This window comes from Sorangium sp. So ce296 (assembly GCF_051529605.1).
Lineage (GTDB): Bacteria > Myxococcota_A > Polyangia > Polyangiales > Polyangiaceae > Sorangium > Sorangium cellulosum_D.
On record NZ_CP150325.1, the window covers coordinates 2399664 to 2418302 of the forward strand.

At 72.2% G+C, this 18639-nt stretch carries 13 protein-coding genes; 7 read left to right on the forward strand and 6 right to left on the reverse strand.

From position 1 onward, the window contains the following. Positions 1–295: 295 nt before the first annotated feature. Together WME98_RS09220 and WME98_RS09225 are read left to right on the forward strand one after the other, a co-directional pair. Positions 296–3052, forward strand: a complete 2757-nt coding sequence (locus tag WME98_RS09220) for a tetratricopeptide repeat protein (RefSeq protein WP_437950933.1) — start codon at positions 296–298, stop codon at positions 3050–3052. 98 nt (positions 3053–3150) lie between these two features. Next, entirely contained in the window at positions 3151–3960 is an 810-nt protein-coding gene (locus WME98_RS09225) for a hypothetical protein (RefSeq protein WP_437950934.1), read from the forward strand. On the opposite strand, the gene WME98_RS09230 is transcribed toward WME98_RS09225, so the two are convergent. Continuing rightward, positions 3948–4913, reverse strand: coding sequence for a uroporphyrinogen-III synthase (locus WME98_RS09230; protein WP_437950935.1), 966 nt, complete (start codon positions 4911–4913; stop codon positions 3948–3950). The two genes, WME98_RS09225 and WME98_RS09230, sit on opposite strands and share 13 nt — an antisense overlap. Before the next feature lie 82 nt (positions 4914–4995). On the opposite strand from WME98_RS09230, the gene WME98_RS09235 reads away from it, so the two are divergent. Continuing rightward, positions 4996–5289 (forward strand): hypothetical protein, encoded by a 294-nt coding sequence (locus WME98_RS09235; protein ID WP_020739515.1) that lies wholly within the window; start codon positions 4996–4998, stop codon positions 5287–5289. A 66-nt stretch (positions 5290–5355) separates the two neighbouring features. Here the strand turns inward: WME98_RS09235 and WME98_RS09240 are convergent, their stop codons facing one another. The 3 genes from WME98_RS09240 to WME98_RS09250 all read right to left on the reverse strand — a co-directional run bounded on the left by WME98_RS09240 (position 5356) and on the right by WME98_RS09250 (position 9441). Then, positions 5356–5898 carry a TerB family tellurite resistance protein gene (locus WME98_RS09240; RefSeq protein WP_437950936.1) on the reverse strand — a complete coding sequence of 181 codons (543 nt, stop codon included), beginning with the start codon at positions 5896–5898 and terminating at the stop codon, positions 5356–5358. 82 nt (positions 5899–5980) lie between these two features. Further along, positions 5981–9142, reverse strand: a complete 3162-nt coding sequence (locus WME98_RS09245) for an MXAN_5808 family serine peptidase (protein WP_437950937.1) — start codon at positions 9140–9142, stop codon at positions 5981–5983. Between the two features lie 86 nt (positions 9143–9228). Continuing rightward, positions 9229–9441: a twin-arginine translocase TatA/TatE family subunit gene (locus WME98_RS09250; protein WP_061624352.1), complete on the reverse strand. Its 213-nt coding sequence runs from the start codon at positions 9439–9441 to the stop codon at positions 9229–9231. Between the two features lie 349 nt (positions 9442–9790). Here WME98_RS09250 and WME98_RS09255 point away from each other — a divergent pair, with 349 nt between their 5' ends. From WME98_RS09255 to WME98_RS09265, 3 genes are all read left to right on the forward strand, one after another. Then, positions 9791–10435, forward strand: a complete 645-nt coding sequence (locus WME98_RS09255) for a hypothetical protein (RefSeq protein ID WP_437950938.1) — start codon at positions 9791–9793, stop codon at positions 10433–10435. A gap of 137 nt (positions 10436–10572) precedes the next feature. Further along, complete coding sequence (locus WME98_RS09260) at positions 10573–11235, forward strand: DUF2760 domain-containing protein (RefSeq protein ID WP_437950939.1); 663 nt, start codon at positions 10573–10575, stop codon at positions 11233–11235. After that, on the forward strand, positions 11232–13109 hold the full coding sequence (locus tag WME98_RS09265) for an Hsp70 family protein (protein ID WP_437333036.1): 1878 nt from the start codon (positions 11232–11234) through the stop codon (positions 13107–13109). The genes WME98_RS09260 and WME98_RS09265 overlap by 4 nt, the downstream gene beginning before the upstream one ends. Positions 13110–13169: 60 nt before the next feature. Here the strand turns inward: WME98_RS09265 and WME98_RS09270 are convergent, their stop codons facing one another. Then, positions 13170–13637, reverse strand: a complete 468-nt coding sequence (locus WME98_RS09270; RefSeq protein WP_437950940.1) for a hypothetical protein — start codon at positions 13635–13637, stop codon at positions 13170–13172. Between the two features lie 800 nt (positions 13638–14437). Between WME98_RS09270 and WME98_RS09275 the strand changes: the two genes are divergently transcribed. Then, positions 14438–15814, forward strand: a complete 1377-nt coding sequence (locus tag WME98_RS09275; RefSeq protein ID WP_437950941.1) for an amidohydrolase family protein — start codon at positions 14438–14440, stop codon at positions 15812–15814. A gap of 47 nt (positions 15815–15861) precedes the next feature. Here the strand turns inward: WME98_RS09275 and WME98_RS09280 are convergent, their stop codons facing one another. Next, positions 15862–18303 carry a GH36-type glycosyl hydrolase domain-containing protein gene (locus WME98_RS09280; RefSeq protein ID WP_437950942.1) on the reverse strand — a complete coding sequence of 814 codons (2442 nt, stop codon included), beginning with the start codon at positions 18301–18303 and terminating at the stop codon, positions 15862–15864. Between the last annotated feature and the right edge of the window lie 336 nt (positions 18304–18639).

Here is an 18639-nt window from a genome sequence, read left to right on the forward strand (position 1 = left end):
GGACCGCCCAGCGTCCGACCGGGGCGGGGGGCTCGCGGCCACCGCGTCAGGCGGTCGCCGCATCCCCGCGCGGGGATGCCCCGCAGGGGTTTGCCCCCGCGCGGGTTTGCCCGCGCGGGTTTGTGAAGAGCGCACGCTGCAAACAAGCACCTTGGCGGTAGCTTCGGAACTTCCGAAGCCGCGCGCTTGTACGTGGTAGCGGGATTGGCTAGGTGTTTTTAGAAGGCGAAGCGAGGGCTCCCGGCGGGGCGCCCGAGCGCCGCCTCGCTGTCCTCAGTAGGAGATTCCCATCGCCGTGGCGGTCGATCGCGACAAGGTACTCCAGACCGCGCAGAAGCTTGTCGAGCGGAAGCGCTACGACAAGGCCATCGTCGAGTACCAGAAGCTGGTCGCGGAGGATCCGAAGGACGTCCGGACGCTGCTCAAGATCGGCGACCTCTACCTGAAGACGGAGGAGTACGTCGAGGCGATCACCACCTACGAGCGCGTCGGCCAGTTCTACTCGCTCCAGGGCTTCGCGCTCAAGGCGATCGCCGTTTACAAGCAGATCCGCGAGATCATCCACAAGCACGTCCCGCAGTACGAGGACCGCTTCGGCCACATCGTCCCGCGCCTCGCCGAGATCTACACGCAGCTCGGGCTCACGAGCGACGCGCTCGCCGCCTACGACGAGGTCGCGACGCGCCTCCTGCGCGCGGGGCGCGACCGCGACGCGATCGACATCTTCAAGCGGGTCGTCGACCTCGACCCGAACAACCCGCTCGCCTACCTCCGGCTCGCCGAGGCGCTCATCCGCGTCCGCGACTACGACGGCGCGATCCAGCGCTTCGGGACGGCGGCCGAGCTCCTGCTCAAGCTCGGCCGGCGCGACGACGCGCTGAAGGTGGTCGAGCGCCTGCTGCAGCACCGCCCGGACGCCCGCTTCGCCCGCATGGCCGCCGAGATCTACCTCGATCGCGGCGACCCGAGCGACGGGATGTCGGCCCTCACCAAGCTGCAGATCGCGTTCAAGGAGAACCCGCGGGACCTGGAGACGCTGGCGCTCCTCGCCCGGGCCTTCGACCTGCTCGGGCAGCCGGCCAAGGCGATCGAGGTGCAGAAGGAGTCGGCGCGCATCGCCAAGGAGGCGGGGCGGGCCGACCAGTTCGCCGCCCTCGTCGCCGCCCTGGTCGCGCGCGCCCCGAACGACGAGGGCGTGCGCCAGCTGGCGGCCCAGCTCGTGCCCTCGTCGCGGGGCACGCGCGCGTCGATCGACGTCGAGCTCGACGAGGACGACGAGGACGAGGCCGAGGAGCTCGAGGTCGAGGACGTCGAGCCCTCGTCCGCGGCGCCGATCCCGCTGCGCGCGGCGCAGCCGTCGACGGCCCCGGTCACGAGCCCGCGGCAGCTCGTCGCCCACGCCGAGAGCCTCCGGCGCGAGCGCCAGTACGACAAGGCGGTCGCCCTCCTGAAGGGCGGCGTCGCCCGGCTGCCGGCCGCGCGCGAGCTGCGCGAGAAGCTCTGCGACATCCTCATCGAGGCGGGCGACCAGGACGGCGCCATCGAGCAGATGCTCGCGTTCGCGCAGCAGCTGTCCGGCGAGGGCGCCGTCGACGACGCCGCGCGGCTCCTCGACGAGGTGCTGCTCCTCGAGCCCGGCCACGCCCAGGCGACCGAGATGCTCAACCTCCTCGGCTACGCGGTGCCGCAGGAGGACGAGCTCTCCGACGAGGAGCACACCGGGGCGGAGATCTCGCCGACGGCCAACGACGCGTACGCGTCCGAGGTGCCGAGCCAGGACCTCTACGATCCCGACGCGCCGCTGCCCGCGTACACCCTCGACGAGGACGGCGTCGTCGAGGCGCTCCCCAGGCGGCCCGAGCTCGTCACGCACCTCGACGATCCGTTCGCGAACGAGCCGCCGCTGCCGAGCTTCCCGATCGACGACGTCGAGGAGGTCGAGGACGTCGAGCCGCTCGAGGAGCTGGAGGACATCGACGACGAGGAGGAGACGGCGTCGGTCCACCCGAGCCGGTCGCCGGCGCACCCGCTGGCCGTCGCCGCGTCGCAGGCGCCGCCGGCGCCCTCCTCGATGCCGCCGCCCCCCGTGCTCGCCCCGCCGCCGGCCCTGTACAGCCCGGCGCCGCCCCGGCCGGCGTCGGTCCGGCCGGCGTCGGGGCGCTCCGTGCCGCCGGGGTCCGGGCGTCGCGCGGACGCGCTCGACGAGGACGCGCTCGAGGAGGTCGAGTTCTTCGCGCAGCACGGGATGTTCGAGGAGGCGCGCAACATCCTCGAGGAGCAGCTCGCGCGGCTGCCGAACCACCCGCTCTTGATGGAGCGGCTGCGCGAGGTCACCGAGCTCGCGTCGGAGACGCGCGGGGAGCGCGCGGCGACCGACAACGAGAGCGGCACGCGGGCGGTCCCGCGCGGCAGCGAGCGGCCGGACGAGGACCGGGCGTTCGACATCGCCGAGTCGCTCAAGATGATCGACGAGCTCGAGGTCGCGCCGGGCTCGGTGACGGGCGTCCAGGAGGATCCCCGGCAGATCAGCGTCGAGAGCGTCTTCGAGCAGTTCAAGGCCGGCGTCGCGGCGCAGATCTCCGAGGGCGACGCGTCGACGCACTACGATCTCGGGGTCGCGTACAAGGAGATGGGCCTCTACGCGGACGCCATCGCCGAGTTCGAGCTCGCCGCCCGCGACCCCGGGCGGGAGTGCGTCTGCCAGTCGATGATCGGCGTCACCTACCTCCAGATGGGCAACATCGAGGCGGGCATCGACGCGCTCATCCGGGGGCTGCACGCCTCGCACAAGACGGTGGAGCAGGAGCTCGCGCTGACGTACGAGATCGCGGACGCCTACGAGATGCGCGGCGTCCCCGAGCAGGCGCTCTACTACTTCCAGCGCGTCGCCCGGATGAGCCCGAGCTACAGCGATCCGCGCGGCAGCGTCGCGGAGCGGCTGCGCCGCATCGACGTCCCGAAGCCGGCCGCGCGCGCGGTCGGCGCCGAGATGATCGCGGACGAGTTCGACGCCGCCTTCGACGACATGCTCCCGAGCGGCAAGCTGCCCTGAGCGCGGCCGGCGGCCGCGCTCGAGGCGCGCGGGGCCCGGCGCGCCCACGGGACGCCAGAAATTGGGCCCTGGCCGGCGCCCTCATGTACCGGAGGTGCATGAACCGACCGCTGCTCTTCGCCGCCCTCACCTCGCTCCTGGCCGCCGGCTGCGGCGCCGGGATCGGAACGACCGCTCGAGCTGGCCGCCCGCAGGACGCCGCCGCCAAGGCAGCGGACCAGGCAGAGCGCGAGGCCCCGGAGCGCGCGAAGGGCGAGGCCGACGCGAGCGCCCCGGCCGCGGAGGAGGCGCCGCCCGCGCGCGCGCCCGGCGATTACGTGGCCTACCGGTTCTCGGGCAGCTTCAGGAAGACGCCGCTGCTGCTCACGCAGCGGGTGGTCGCGCGCGAGGGGGACGTCCTCGTGGTCGACGTGACCCTCGAGGACGGCAAGGAGACCGAGGCGCTGCGCGTCCGGATGAGCGACGCGCCGAGCCGGCGCGGCGAGATCCTCGGCGCGGCGTGGATCGACGGCGGCGCCGAGCGGCCCGCGACCCTCGCGGCGTACGACGCGATGATGGCCAAGACCGCGCTCGCCGCCGACGAGAACGAGGAGGTGCTCGGCACCGAGGCGGTGAACGTCGAGGTCGGCGGCGGCGCCATCGCGTGCCAGAAGACCAGCTTCCGCGTGCGCATCGGCAGGACGAAGGCGACGATGCGCACGTTCCAGAGCGACGACTTCGCCTGGGGCGACGTGGGCGGCGAGATCACCGCCGAGGACGGGCGCGTGCTCTACCGCGCCGAGCTGGTCGACCGGGGCCACGCGGACGCGCGGCCGAGCGCGCCCGCGGCGACCGCCGGCGCGGAGCCCGGCCTGGCGCCGCGGCCGGCGACGGTGGCACGGTCCGAGGACGACGACTACGAGGATTGAGCCGGCGGGGGCACGTCGCCCTGGCTCTCCTTGCGGGCGAGGACCTCGCCCGAGCGCACGGCCGCCGCGCGGACCAGGTGGCCCATCTTCGGGTGCTCGGGCTCGACGTCGGGCTCGATCCCCTCGGCGCGCAGCGCCTCCGTGCAGACCGGCCCGATCGACGCCACCATGCCCCGCGCGAGCCCGGCGCGCAGCCGGTCGACGAGCCCCTCCTCGGCCGCCACGAGGAGCGCGTGCTCGACCTGCGCGCGGCTCGTGAAGAGCGTGATCGCCGCGCCGCCGTCGGCCAGGAGGCGGAGCGCCTGCCGGAGCGCCGAGGTGTCCTCCGGGAGCGCCCAGCGGTACACCGGCACCGGGGTGACGCGGGCGCCGGCCGCCTCGAGCCCGGCGTAGAGCTCGTGGCTCGGCGCGCCGTGCTCCTGCACGGCGATGCGCTTGCCGCTCAGGTCGCCGAGCCCGCGGACGACATCGATGATCTCTCGCCAGGTGTTCGGCTCCGGGACGGTGACGAAGCGGGTCACGCCGAGCTCGCGCAGCGCCGCGGCCGGCTTGGGGCCGCGCACGACGAGCTGCACCGACGAGAGCGCCGCGGCCATGAGGGATACGCCCTGGGCGCCTGCGTCGGCGTCGGGCGCGCCGTCGCCGCCGTGACCCGGATCGAGCGCGGGCGCCGCCTCGGCCACGAGCGCGCGGGTCCCGACGCCGGTCATCAGGATCACGAGGTCGAGCTCGGCGCCCGCGAGGCGCCGCGCGAAGTCGAGCGCGCGCTCGTTCCGCTCGATGGGCACCTCGCGGAGCGTCGGCGCCGTGACGGGTACACCGCCGTACCGCTGGATCAACGAGGCCATCTCGGCGGCGCGGCGGCTCTCGAAGGTGATGACGCGGCGCCCAGCGAAGTCAGGCGACGCGGGACGGGAGGGACGGTCGTTCGGGGGGTGCGTGGGCGTGCTCACCCGCGCAGCATAGCCCGGGTCCAGCGCAGGCGGGTTTCGGGCGGTTGACCAGTTTGCTAAGCTCCCTCCTGTGAGCCATCCGATGAGCAACGAGGCTGGCGGGGTCCAGGGGAGCGGGCTCTCGCGTGCGACTTCGGAGAACGACGTCGGCCCCGATCCCGTCATTGGCGCGGGCATCGCGCTGCTCGGCATCTTTCTGATGGGGGTGGGCGGCGCGCAGGGCGCGCACTACCTCTTCAACTTCGGCACGCTCGTGGCGGTGCTCGGGGCCGTCCTGTTCGTCCTCTTCGTGACGCTGACGGCGCTGAAGCAGCGCCGCGCGAGCCGCGCGCCGAGCCCCGACGCGGGCGCCGAGCAGCGAGACGCGCGCGACTGACCGCGCAGCCAGGCGGCGCGGCCGATCACGCCGGGGCGCCGCTGCGCAGGCGGGCGGCGCCGCTGATCACGCCGGGGCGCCGCCGCCGGGCTCGCCGCGATCGTCCGGCGGGGCCGGGGAGCCGGCCTGCACGGAGAGGTCCGGCTCGATGTCGGCGAGCGAGACGCCGAGCTCCTCGGCGATGCTCTCGATCTCGGCCCGCTCGGCCGGCGTGGGCGCGCCGTCCGCCGCCGCGAGCCGGATCAGGAGGCGCACGACCTCCACCCGCTCGCTCGCGTTGCAGAGCGCCTTGAGCTCGCGGTAGCAGCGGTCGACCTCGCCCTCCTGGAGCGCGGGCAGCTTGCCCTGGAGGGCGTTGAACACCGCGTCGACCCCGCTCGGCGCGAGGCCGTCGACGTGCGTGAGCAGCTCGCGGAGCAGCTCGTCTTCCTTGTCGGAGAACCGGCCGTCGACGCAGGCGACCTTGCCGAGCAGGACGATGACGGTCGCGATGTAGCGGAGGACCACCGCCTCGTCGTCCGGGAGCGCCGTACGGAGCTCCTTCAGGAGGGCGTCGAGGTTCGGGAACGAGCCCCCCTGCTTCAGGCCCAGCCAGGCGAGGAGTCCCACGGGATGAGGCTACCAGATCCTCGCCGGGCAGGGCAGCCCGGCGGAGCACCGCCCTCGACGACCGTCATCCATGCCAGCCGCCTTAGTCCTCGCCCCCGCGGTCCGCAATCCAGTCGTCCACCGGGTTGTCGGACTTCGGGGTCTTCAAGATCGACCCGTCGGGCCCGTCCTTGCGCACCACGAGCGTGCGCCGCGTGGTGGTGTCGGACGTCTCGCGCGCGACCACGGTGATGACGTTCACCCCCGGCCGGAGCGGCGCCTCGAACGAGAAGTCGGCCTTCTTCGGGTCCGCGCCGTCGCGGTTCGACTTGTAGTAGAGCTTCCGCGACCCGACGAAGATGAAGGTGTCGAGGAGCCGCTCGCTGTCCGCGGCCGTGCCCGTGATCTTCACGGTGTCGGCGGTCGTCGCCAGCGCCGCGGCGGCGATGTCGAGCGTCGGCGGCGCGTGCGAGTAGACGTCCTCGAACGCGACCGCCGCGGGCGCCGGCCCGCCGCCCGGGCCCACCTCCCGCGACGCGACGAACGCGAAGCGGCCCGCGCCGAGATCGACCTTGAAGAACCCGCTGGGCGCCTCGCCGAGCACCTTGACCACGGCGCCCGAAGGGAGCCGACCGAAGCCGCGCGCGCTCGCCTCGGGCGACGGGAGCAGCGTCGCCCCCTGCGCGCCGGCCTTCACGGTGGAGCCGCCGCCCGTGAGCTGCACGCGCGGCGAGATCGGGATCTTCACCTTCTCGCTGGCGAACTCGCGGAGATCGCGATCGCCCACCGAGAGCGAGAGGGTCGCCTCGGGCTCGGACAGCTGCGGCTCGACGTCGAAGCTGAAGACCACCTTGCGCACGTCGCCCGGCTTGATGTTCGAGACGTCGAAGCGCCCCGCGTGCAGCAGGAGCCCGTCGCCGGAGAGGTTCGCGATGTTCGCCTGCGTCTCGTACGACGGCCCCTTGCCGACGTTCTTGACGGTCAGGTACATGCTGACCCGCTCGCCCTTCTGGATGAGCCCGTCGCCGTTGCCCTCGCGGTCGTCGACGATCTGGTAGGCGTACTGGAAGAGCGGCCGGTCGAGCGCGCGCACCGTGGGCCGGATCTCGACGGCGGGCGGCTCCGGCGCGCCGGCGACCTCGAACTTCACCTTGAGCCCGTCGCTCCGCGAGAGGGCGTCCATCGGGATCTTGCAGACGCGCTTCTCGTTCGCCTTCCGCGGCCTCGTCGAGCCGACCTTCCGCCCCTCGACCTCGCACCAGCCGAGCGGCGCCTTCGCCGTCTTCGTCTGGCCGGGGCCGATCTTGCCGAAGATGAGCTCCTTGCTGTCGAAGTACAGGTTGTCGCTCTCCGTCGTCCCGCGGAGGCGGTAGACCGGCTGCTTGCCGTTGTTCTTGACCGTGACCTTGAGCTCCATCGGCTGGCCGGCGACCACCTCGGCGTTCGGGCGATCGGTCTCGACCTTCACGTCGAGCTCGGACTTGGCCGTCGCCGTCGCGGCCGCCGTCGTCGCGGCCTCGGGCGCGTCGGACCAGTCGACGCCGAGCTTCGCCAGCTCGGCCGCGACCTTGCCGAGCTCCTCCTTGCCGACCTGCTCGATGTGGTCGTGCACGGCCCGGAGCTGCTGGATCCTCGGGGTGCTCGGCGGCATCCGCGTCGCGAGCTCCCGCGCGAAGCGGATGGGGAAGTCGAGGGCGAAGTCCTCGTCGATGTCGCCCCCGCGATCGCGCATCGCCTCGCGATCGGCGCTCGTGAGCTGGTAGCGGACGACCTCGGACGGCTTGCCCGCCGCCGCCGCCCGCGCGTTCGAGAGGTGCGCCGAGAGGTCGCGCTCCCGGATCCCGTCCTTCTGCACCGTGAGATCCATCTCGAGCTCGTCGACCGTCATCGGATCGAGCTCGATGTCCGGCGTGACCCCGACGCCCTGGATCGAGATGTCGCCCGGCGTCAGGTACTGCGCGATCGTCAGCTTGAGGGCCGCCTTCTCCGCCGTGACGTCGGGGAAGACGAGCTGCACGCTGCCCTTGCCGAACGTCTGCGAGCCCACGATGACGGCGCGATCGTTGTTCTTCAGCGCGCCCGCCACGATCTCGCTCGCGCTCGCGCTGTTGCCGCTCACGAGCACCACGATCGGGTACGGCGGCTCGGTGCCGGGGCCCTTGGCGCGCTTCTCCTCGCGCCCCTCGGAGGCGCCGACCGTCGAGACGATGACCCCGTCGGCGAGGAACTTGTCGGCGATGCGCGCGGCCTGATCGAGCAGGCCGCCCGGGTTGCCGCGCAGGTCGAGCACGAGCCCCTTCAGGTGGCCCTTGGCGCGCAGCCCGTCGAGCGCCGCGTCGAGCTCCGCGGTCGACGTCGCCTGGAACGTCTTGAGCCGGACGTAGGCGATGCCGCCGTCGAGGGCGCGCGACTCGACGGACCGGACCTTGATCACCTCGCGGGTCAGCTCGAAGGCCTTCGGGCCCTGCCAGCCGCCCTCGCCGTCGCGGGTCACCCACACGGTGACCGCGGTGCCGGGATCGCCGCGGAGCCGCCGCACGGCGTCGTCGAGCGGCATGTTGAGCGTCGACTCGTTGTTGATCTTCACGATCCGATCGAGCCGCTTGAGCCCCGCCCGGCCCGCGGGCGTGTCGGGCATCGGGTTCAGGACGGTGAGCATCTGGTCGCGGATCGAGATCACGACGCCGAGCCCGCCGAACGCGCCCGACGTGGAGAGGTTCATCTCCTTGTACGCCTCGGGGCTCAGGAACGACGAGTGCGGGTCGAGCGTGTGCAGCATGCCGTTGCACGCGGCGTACTCGACGTCGCGCAGATCGACCTCCGTGCCGCGGAGGTTCTTCTGCAGGAAGGCGAAGACCTCGCGGAGGCGCGCGGAGACGTCCCAGGGGCCCTGGATGTTGTCGATCCGGAACTTCTTCTCGCTGGTCTCGACGCGGACGGTGACCTCGTTGGGGTCCTCGTTGAGGACGATCACCTGCGCGACGTCGCGCTGCACGGCGTTCAGCGCCGAGAGCAGCATCTCCTTCGGCTTGACGCGATCCGGCTCGACGTACTTGTCCCGGATCATCTTGAGCGTCTCGTTCACGGCCTCGAGGCGGGTGAGATCGTACGGCGCCTTGGCCACCTGACCGGTGACCGCGAGCGCCGGCTCGAACCCACGCCAGAGCCCCCCGGGGCCGAACTGAAGAACGAAGTACGCTGCCAGCGGGAACGCGGCGGAGACAACGAGCGCCTTGACGATGCGCTCCAGGAGTCGGTGGGGCATACGGCGATCGAGTATAGACGCGCGCCGGCGAGCGTCGACCGACGTCGAGCCGCCCCGCCCTCGAGCGCCGCGATCCGGCGCGGGCGCTACACGGGCTTGTGGGTGTCCTCTTCCTTCACGTCGGGCTTCGCGGGGAGCTGCTTGGCGGCCTCCTCCTCCTCGTCGTCGCGGATGCCCTTCTTGAAGTTCCGGATGCCCTCGCCGATCCCCTTGCCGATGTCAGCGATCCTCCCCGCGCCGAAGAGGAGCAAGGCGAGCCCGATGAGAAGGGCGATTTCCAGCGGTCCGATGCGGCCCATAGCGATCTTCCCTCGAAGGCTGCCGCGCGCGGCGACAGGTGGCGGGCCACCGCCCGACACGGGTGGAGCCATACCACCCATCCTCCGCACGGGCAATGCAGCGGTTCGGTGCCTCGAAACCCGTGCTAGGCTCGCTCAACCGGCTTCGCTGGCGGAGACAGGACGCGCGCGCGCACTCGCTCCGCCAGCGGTTCACAAATCGAGAACGGCGCGACGGCTCAGCCAGGGCCGCCGGCCAGCCGGCCGGACCGGACGCGAGCGCGACGCGCGGCCGGCGGCGGTCCAGCGCGGGAGCCCTCGCGGGCCCCGCGACCATCGAGACGGGGAAAACACGATGCCGATCAACCGCATGAATCGAAAGGCAGCGCAGTATCTGGCAGGAGCGTCGGTGGCGGCGGCGGTGCTCGCCGGCGCTCCCGAGCGCGCGAGCGCCCAGCAGACGAGCGACCAGGTGAGCGTCGACGGCAAGGGGATCGTCGGCGGCGCGCTGCTCGGCGGCGAGGTCGTGATGCTGACCATGGGGGCCGTCGGGGTCGAGCGCGCCTGGCCGTACCTCGTCTTCGGCGGGCTCGGCGCGGTGGGCGGCGGCGTCGCCGGCTACTTCATCGAGGCCTCGGAGCCGCCCGCGGAGGTGCCGCTCTACATGCTCGCCGGCGGCATGGCGCTCGTCATCCCGACCCTCGTCGTCACGCTCAACGCCACCGCGTACAAGCCCCCGGCGGGCGACCAGAGCGAGCCGATCCGCAACGAGCCGGCCGCCGAGCCTCCCCAGCCGGGCGTCAACGTCCAGATCACGTCGGACGCGGCGCCGCTCCTCCGGGGCACCCGCTGGGAAGAGCCCCGGCTCGGCCTCGTCGACGTCACGCCGCGCCGGGTCGCGCTCGGCATGCCGGCGCTCTCGCTCAGGCCGCTGTACTCGCAGGACGAGATGTTCAGGTTCGGCGTGGCGCAGGGGCACGAGCTCCGCGTTCCCGTCCTCCGGGCGTCCTTCTGACCGGGGCAGCGCCGGGCCGGACGGCGATCCTTCCGACCGGGGCAGCGCCGGGCCGGACGGCGCGCCGGGCCCGCCGCCCCCCTGCCCGGCGCGCCGGTCTCTGTACCCAACGCGACGCTCGGCGTTAGGCTCTCGCCGTGGCCGATCTCCACGATCCCCCGCTCCCCTGGTCGACGCGGCTCTGGTTCGCCTTCGCATGCTTCTTCCGCGTGCTGTTCGATCCGCAGTTCGCGGCGCGGGCCTGGCAGGCGCGCGAGGCGGCCGCCCTGCCGCCGGCCGAGCGGGCCGAGCCGCGCCAGCTCGAACGAGCCGAGCCGCACCAGATCGAGCGAGCTCGAACCGCCGGAGCGCCGCCCACCGCCGAACCCGCGGCGGCCGCGCCTGCACCCGCGGCGGCCGCGCCTGCGCCCGCGGCCGCGCCCGGCGTGAGCTCGGCGCTCCAGCTGCTCTCGCTGCTGCAGCGCGAAGGGCGGCTCGTCGACTTCCTCGAGCAGGACATCGCCTCCTTCGGCGACGCGGACGTCGGCGTGGCGGCGAGGATGGTCCATGAGGGCTGCCGCAAGGCGCTGCGCAGCCACGCGAAGCTCGCGCCCGTGCGGCGCGAGGAGGAGGGGGCGAAGGTGACGCTGGAGGCCGGCTACAACCCGTCCGAGGTCAAGCTCATCGGCAACGTGTCCGGGAGCGCGCCGTACCGAGGGGTGCTGCGCCACCGGGGCTGGCGCGCCGACGAGCTCTCGCTGCCGACGCCGATCGCCGGCCACGACGCCAGCGTCATCGCCCCCGCGGAGGTCGAGCTGTGAGCGCGCGATACATCATCGGCATCGATCTCGGCACCACCCACTGCGCGCTCGCCTACGCGCGCCTCCCCGAGGACGGCGCCGACCCGCGGCTCGCGCCTTCGCCCGAGGTGCTGGCCGTGCCGCAGCTCGTGGCGCAGGGCACGCTCGAGGCGCGGCCGCTCCTGCCCTCCTTCATGTACATCCCCCACGAGAGCGAGGGCGTCCAGGCGCTGCCGTGGGACGCCGAGCGGCGCTTCGCGGTCGGCGAGCACGCCCGCGCCCGCGGGGCCGACGCGCCGGCGCGCCTCATCTCGAGCGCGAAGAGCTGGCTGTGCCACCCGGGCATCGACCGGCGCGGGCCGACGCTGCCGGTCGGCGCGCCCGAGGACATCGAGAAGATCTCGCCGGTCGAGGCGTCGTGGCGGTACCTCGAGCACCTCACCGAGGCGTGGGACCACCTGTTCGCGAAGGACGATCCCGAGCTCGCCCTGGCGAAGCAGGAGATCGTGATCACCGTGCCCGCGTCGTTCGACGCCGCCGCGCGCGACCTCACCGTCGAGGCGGCGAGCGCCGCGGGGTTCGAGGACCTCACGCTGCTCGAGGAGCCGCAGGCGGCCGTGTACGCCTGGATCGACGCGGCCGGCGAGGCGTGGCGCAAGCACCTCCAGCCGGGCGACGTGCTGCTCGTGGTCGACGTCGGCGGCGGCACCACCGACTTCTCCGCGATCGCCGCGGTCCCGCGCGACGGCTCGCTCGAGCTCGTCCGCGTGGCGGTCGGCGACCACATCCTGCTCGGCGGCGACAACATGGACCTCGCGCTCGCGCACGTCGTGAAGGCCAAGCTGGCGGCCGAGGGCAAGGAGCTCGACCGCTGGCAGATGACGTCGCTCACCCACGCGGCGCGCGTCGCCAAGGAGCGGCTGCTCGGCGATCCGTCGATGACCGAGGCGCCGATCGTGATCGCCGGCCGCGGCTCGAAGCTGCTCGGGGCGTCGATCCGGACGGCGCTCACGCGCGACGAGATCACGCGGACGCTCGTGGACGGGTTCTTCCCGGAGGTCCCGTCCTCCGCCCGCCCGGCGACGCGCGCGCGCGCCGGCCTGACGCAGCTCGGCCTGCCGTACGCGCAGGACCCGGCGATCACCCGCCACCTCGCCGCGTTCCTGGGGCGGCAGGCCGGCGCGACGGCGAAGCTCGAGGGCTTCGTCCCGAGGGGCGCGGAGGCGGCCGAGGCCGGCCGCGCGCCGCTGCTCCTGCACCCGACGGCGGTGCTGTTCAACGGGGGCGTCATGAAGAGCGCGGCCCTGCGCGAGCGGCTGCTCGCGACGCTCGGCGCCTGGCTCGAGGAGGACGGCGCGCCCCGGCCGCGGGTGCTCCCGATCGACGACCTGGATCTCGCGGTCGCGCGCGGCGCCGCCGCCTACGGGCTCGCGCGGCGCGGCCGGGGGCTCAGGATCCGCGGCGGCACGGCGCGGGCCTACTACGTGGGCATCGAGGGGGCCGTGCCCGCGGTGCCCGGCCTGGAGCCGCCGATCACGGCGCTCTGCCTGGCGCCGTTCGGCATGGAGGAGGGCACCGAGGCGACGCTGCCGCCGCAGGAGTTCGGCGTGGTGGTCGGCGAGCCGGTGCGCTTCCGCTTCTTCAGCTCGTCGGTGCGCCGGGACGACCAGGCGGGGACCGAGCTCGAGGACTGGAAGCCCGGCGAGCTCGAGGAGCTCTCGCCGATCGAGGTCACCCTGCCCGCCGAGGGCCGCCGCGAGGGCGACATGGTGCCGGTGCAGCTGCGCGCCTCGGTCACCGAGGTGGGGACGCTGCTCCTCGAGGCGATCCCGCGCGAGGCGCAGAAGCCGAACGAGCGCTGGCGGATCGAGCTGTCGGTGCGCGCCGAGGCGTGACGGCCGGCGCGGAGCCGATCCGGGGGTCGGACCGGCTCCGCGGGCCTCAGGGTGCGGGGGTCACTCGCCCTCGTCGGCGGCGCACGCGTCGCCCTCGGCCTTGCAAGCGCCCCCGTCGGTGAGGGCGGCCGCGACGCCGCAGGCCGTGCACTCGTCGCTCGGCTCGTCGACGGTGCCGGCACAGCTGTCGAAGCAGGGATCCCCCTCGGCCGCGCCGCACTCCGTACAGATGCACGTCGTGACGGCCTCGTACTCGTCCACCGAGGACTCGCACAGATCTGCCGGGTCATCATTGCCGAGCAGCGGCGCCGAGCAGGTCACGCACTCCGTGCCGGCTCCGCCCTCGTTGCTGCCGCCCTCGTTGCTGCCGCCCTCGTTGCTGCCTCCCTCGCCGCCCGCGCCGCCCGTGCCGGTCGTGCCGGTCGTCCCGGACGTGGCGCTCGTGCTGCTCGCGGTGGTCCCGCCGCCCCCTTCGGAGTCGTCCCCGCACCCCGCGGAGAAGGCGGCCGCACCAAGGATGAGAGCCATCGAGCCAACGCTGATAAGTTTGATATTACGCATGATGTCCTCCAGCGCGCTTGAATGAGCGCCAGTCGTCAAGAGTCGCTTCGTCAGCCGGTCCCAACGGGACCCGCCGGTCGCGGCCTATCCCGCGCGCCAGCGGTGGCACACTACTCCACCCCGGCTGTGACGCTCAACTATCTCGAAGCGGCTCACCGAATCGACATCCCGCGCTTCGACCGATCCAGTGCGACCCAAACACCAAGGCATGAGCTTCTCGGACGAGCCCGGCGGCGCCTGCACGGCTCAGGAATCGCCTGACGCCGGCGCCGCGCCATCGCACCACCGAAGTCGTCATCCTGTGGAGAGCGCCCATTGCCGCGACCACGGCGCCTGCGCTCACGCGCGCTGCGCACCTGCAAAGGGTTCGGGCGCCGGGCCGAATCCAGCAAGTCGCGAGTTACGAGCCTCCCTGTGCTCCACGAAACGCGGCGCGCCGGAGCCCGGACAGGCGCTGGGCACGCACCGGCGGCGCCCGCAGCGTCGCCGCGAATCGATGCATCGAGCGAATCTGGAGATGGAGGCGGACGTCGACGGGAGCGCGCCTTCGAGTTGAAGGTGGAAGTTGGAAAACGCTCGTGATCGCGGCCCTGCGGGCCGGAGATGCTATGATGAGAGGTGCGAGGCGCGCAATCGCGCACGATCGCGGCATCCGGCCTCGCCCGCGGGCGCGCGCGCTGGGCGAGAGCGATACGGCTCCACGCGCGTCGCGGGGCTCCGGCGATTCGCGTGGCCCGTCGCGGTCGGGGGACACGGGGGAGGGCACGATGAGCTTTCGGTTGCGCGTGTGTCTGTTGGCGGCGCTCGCGGGCCTGTGCGCCTGCGCGAGCGCGCCCGTGCAGTGGCCCTCGCCGGAAGGGCCGCCGAAGCTCCCGCCCGCGCGGGAGCTCAACCCCCCCGCGCGGCCGGACGCCGCGCATTCCGTCGCGATCGTCGGGGCCACGCTCGTGGACGGCCGCGGGGGGCCGCCCGTGCGGGACGCCGTCGTCGTGGTCCGCGGCGACCGCGTCGTGGCCGCGGGCGCGCGCGCCGCCACGGACGTCCCGGCCGGCGCGGAGCTCGTCCGCGGCGCGGGGCTCTGGGTCCTGCCTGGCCTCATCGACGCGCATTTCCACCTCGGCGGCGACGACGGGCTGCCCGGCCTCGTCCTCCGGCGCGGCGTCACCTCGCTGCGCGAGCCGGGGAACTGGATCGAGGCGTACGACGCCGCGCGCCGGCTCGGCCCGGTGCCGCGGCTCTTCTTGACGGGTCCGATGCTCGACGCGCCGGCCCCTGCCTACCCAGAGAGCGCGATGCTGGTGCGCGACGCGGCGGAGGCGCGCTGGGCGGTCGAGCAGCTGGTCGAGCGCGGGGCGTCGGGGATCAAGGTCTATTTCCGGCTGCCGCTCGGGCTCGTCGAGGCCGTCGCGCAGACCGCGCACGCCCGCGGCGTGGTCGCCGTCGGCCACCTGGAGACGGTGGACGCGGCGGCGGCGGCCCGGGCGGGGCTGGACGGCATCGAGCACATCACCTCGCTGGGGACGGCGCTCGTGCCGCCGCGCGAGGCGGAGCGTTACCGGCAGTCGGTGATCGCCGAGAACGAGGCGCGCTTTCCCGGCCGTTACGAGATCTTCCGCGGCATCTCGCTCGAGGCGCCCCGGACCGCGCAGCTGCTCCGGCTGCTCGCGGCGCGCGGCACCTTCGTCACCCCCACGCTCGCCATCTTCGAGCGCCGCGCTGGCGGCCAGGGGGTGACCGACGTCGAGGTGCGCGGCTTCGAGACCATGATGAAGCTCACCGCCGCCGCCCGCCGCGCCGGCGTGCGGGTGGTCGTCGGCTCTCACGGCGCGGTGCCGGGCGCCGCGCGCGGGTGGGCGTATCAGCGCGAGATGGAGCTGCTCGTCGAGAGCGGCCTATCGCCGATGGAGGTCCTCGTCGCCGCCACGCTGGAGAACGCCAGGTATCTCCGCATCGACGATCGGCTCGGCAGCGTCGAGCCGGGCAAGCTCGCCGACCTCGTCCTGCTCGAGGGCGACCCGCTCGCCGACATCCGCGCGATGCGCCGCGTGAATCGGGTCATGTTGAACGGGAGGTGGGTCGCTTCACCGCAGGGCGATCACCCCCCGACCTCCCAAAACTCGTCTCTGGTTGTCCGCCCACGGTAGGCCCCCGGGGAGGTCGGCAAGACCTCCCCGGAAACCAGGGGCGAGCGTCAGCCCATCTCGACTTCGACGCGCACCGTCGCGCCGGCCTGGGCCAGCGGGATGACGTTGCCCGCGACCGTCTTGCCGTCGACGGTCAGCCTCTTCACGCCCTTGCACACCCCCGAGTTCTTGACGCTGATCTCGTAGGTGGCGCCGCGGAAGCGGCGGGAGATGGAGAAGCTCTTCCAGGCCTTGGGCACGCACGGATCCAGCTTCAGGCCGTCGTACTGGGGCTGCACGCCGAGGATCCCCTGGCTGACGGACACGAAGGTCCACGCCGCGGTGCCGGTGAGCCAGGCGTTCTTCGCTTCGCCGAAGACCGGAGCGTCCTTGCCCGCGATCATCTGCGCATAGACGTAGGGCTCGGCCCGGTAGGTCTCGATCTGGCTCTCCTTGGCCGAAGGACAGATGGAGAGATAGTACTCCAGCGCGCGCTCCCCCTCGCCGAGCAGACACCAGCCCAGGTGGATCCAGGTGTTGTTGTGGCAGAAGATGCCGGCGTTCTCCTTCACGCCCGGCGGGTACGAGGTGACCTCCCCGAGCTCGAGGTGGTAGGTCGAGTACGCGGGCTGCTGCAGCACGATGCCGTTCTTCGTGTAGAGGTGCTTGTGCACGCTCTCCATCGCCTGCCTGGCGCGGCCGTTCTCCGCGCCGGCGCCGCCGAGCACGCACCAGCCCTGGCTCTCGATGAAGATCTTGCCCTCCTCGTTCTCCTTGCTCCCGACCGGCCGGCTCTCGGCGTCGTAGGCGCGGCGGTACCACTCGCCGTCCCAGGCCTCCTTCTCGACCACGGCCAGCATCTCCGCGTAGTGCCCGCGCATCCGCTCCGCGTCGGACTTCTGGCCCATCCAGTCGTACAGGGCGGCCATCTCGCGGCTGGCGTAGAGGAAGAGGCCGGCGATCATCACCGACTCGGCCTTCGAGTCCTTCACGTCGCCCGCGGTCTGGAAGCTCTCGTTGGGCTCGGTGCTGAAGCAGTTCAGGTTGAGGCAGTCGTTCCAGTCCGCGTGGCCGATCAGCGGAAGGCCGTGCGGGCCGCGCTTCTTCATCGTGTACGCGATGGACGTCTCCAGGTGGTGCAGGAGGTCCTCCTTGGAGCCCTGCTTGTCGGCGTAGCCCACCGCCGCCTTGAGGATGCCCTTGTCGCCGGTCTCCTTGATGTACGCGCACGTGGAGAGGATGAGCCACAGGTGATCGTCGTAGAAGTCGCCGCCGATGTCGGCGTTCCCCTTCTTCGTCAGCGGCTGGTACTGGTGGTAGCAGGTGCCGTCGCTCAGCTGCGTGGCGGCGATGTCGAGGATGCGCTGGCGGGCGCGCTCGGGGACGAGGTGCACGAAGCCGAGGAGATCCTGGTTCGAGTCGCGGAAGCCCATGCCGCGGCCGATGCCGGTCTCGTACATGCTGGCCGACCGCGAGAGGTTGAAGGTCGCCATGCACTGGTACTGATTCCAGGTGTTGAGCATGCGCCGCGCGTGCTCGTCCGGGCAGTCGGCCTGGAAGTTCGCGAGCAGCCCCGCCCAGTCCTCCTTCAGCTGAGCGAACGCCCCGTCCACGACGCCGGGCGCCGAGTACTTGGCCAGGATCTCCTTGCCCTTCTGCTTGTTCAGGACGAAGGGCGCCTTGAACTTGGGCAGATCCCCCTGGTCCACGTACGAGAGCACGAAGCTCAGGGTCTCGCTCGCGCCGGGGGCGAGCGAGAGGCTCACCTGGTGGCTGCCGATCGGGTTCCAGCCGAACGCCTTCGAGTTCGTGGCCTTGCCCCGGAGCGGGACCTGGGCCTCGTGCAGGCCGTGGTGGACGCTGCCGCAGAAGGCGTCGCGGCTCGTGTCGAACCCGTCGATGGCCCGCGTGCAGGCGAAGAGCGTGTAATGGGAGCGGCGCTCGCGGTACTCGGTCTTGTGGTAAATGGCGCTCCCGTCGATCTCCACCTCGCCGATCGAGTAGGTGCGCTGGTAGTTCGTCATGTCGTTGAGCGCCTCGAAGAAGCAGAACTCCTGGAAGGAGAAGAGCTGGATGTCCTTCTTCGAGCCGCTCTTGTTCGTGACCCGGGTGCGCCAGATCTCGACGTTCTCGCCGGGGACGATGAAGTAGAGGACCTCCACCTCGACGCCGTTCTTCTCGCCCGTGATCTTCGTGTATCCCAGGCCGTGGCGGCACTCGTAGCGATCGAGGGCCGTCTTGAGCGGCTTCCACATGGGGTTCCACACCACCCCGCCGTCGTTGACGTAGAGGTAGCGCCCGCCGATATCCATGGGTACGTTGTTGTACCGATACCGGGTGAGCCGGCGCAGCTTGGCGTCCTTCCAGAACGTGTAGCCGCCCGCGGTGTTGGTGCAGAGGCCGAACATCTCGTCCGAACCCAGGTAGTTGAGCCAGGGCAGCGGCGTGTCGGGCCGGGTGATGACGTACTCGCGGCTCTCGTCGTCGAAGTGGCCGTACTGATTGCTCATGAACGCGCGGTCTCCGTGGATTCGGTGGAGTCGAAAGCTGGGTCGAAAGCGGAGGGCTTCTTCCCCATCAGCGACAGAAAAAAACCCGGCGGCAGAGCTGCCCCCGGGTTGGTTAAGCCGATGATTGTTGGGCTTGGGGCCTCCGAGCAAGCTCAGAGGGCCGCCACTCTAGACCCCAGCGGCTCCGGTTGTCAACGGGGCCTGCGGGCGCGTCCGGGGGCGGTTTTCCGGCAGGAACGCGGCGCTCCGGCGCGCTCCAGCGCACCGCTCGTGTGCGGCAGACAACCGCATATTACAGCGTGGAGAGATTTTTGCATAGCGCTTCTCGACGACGAT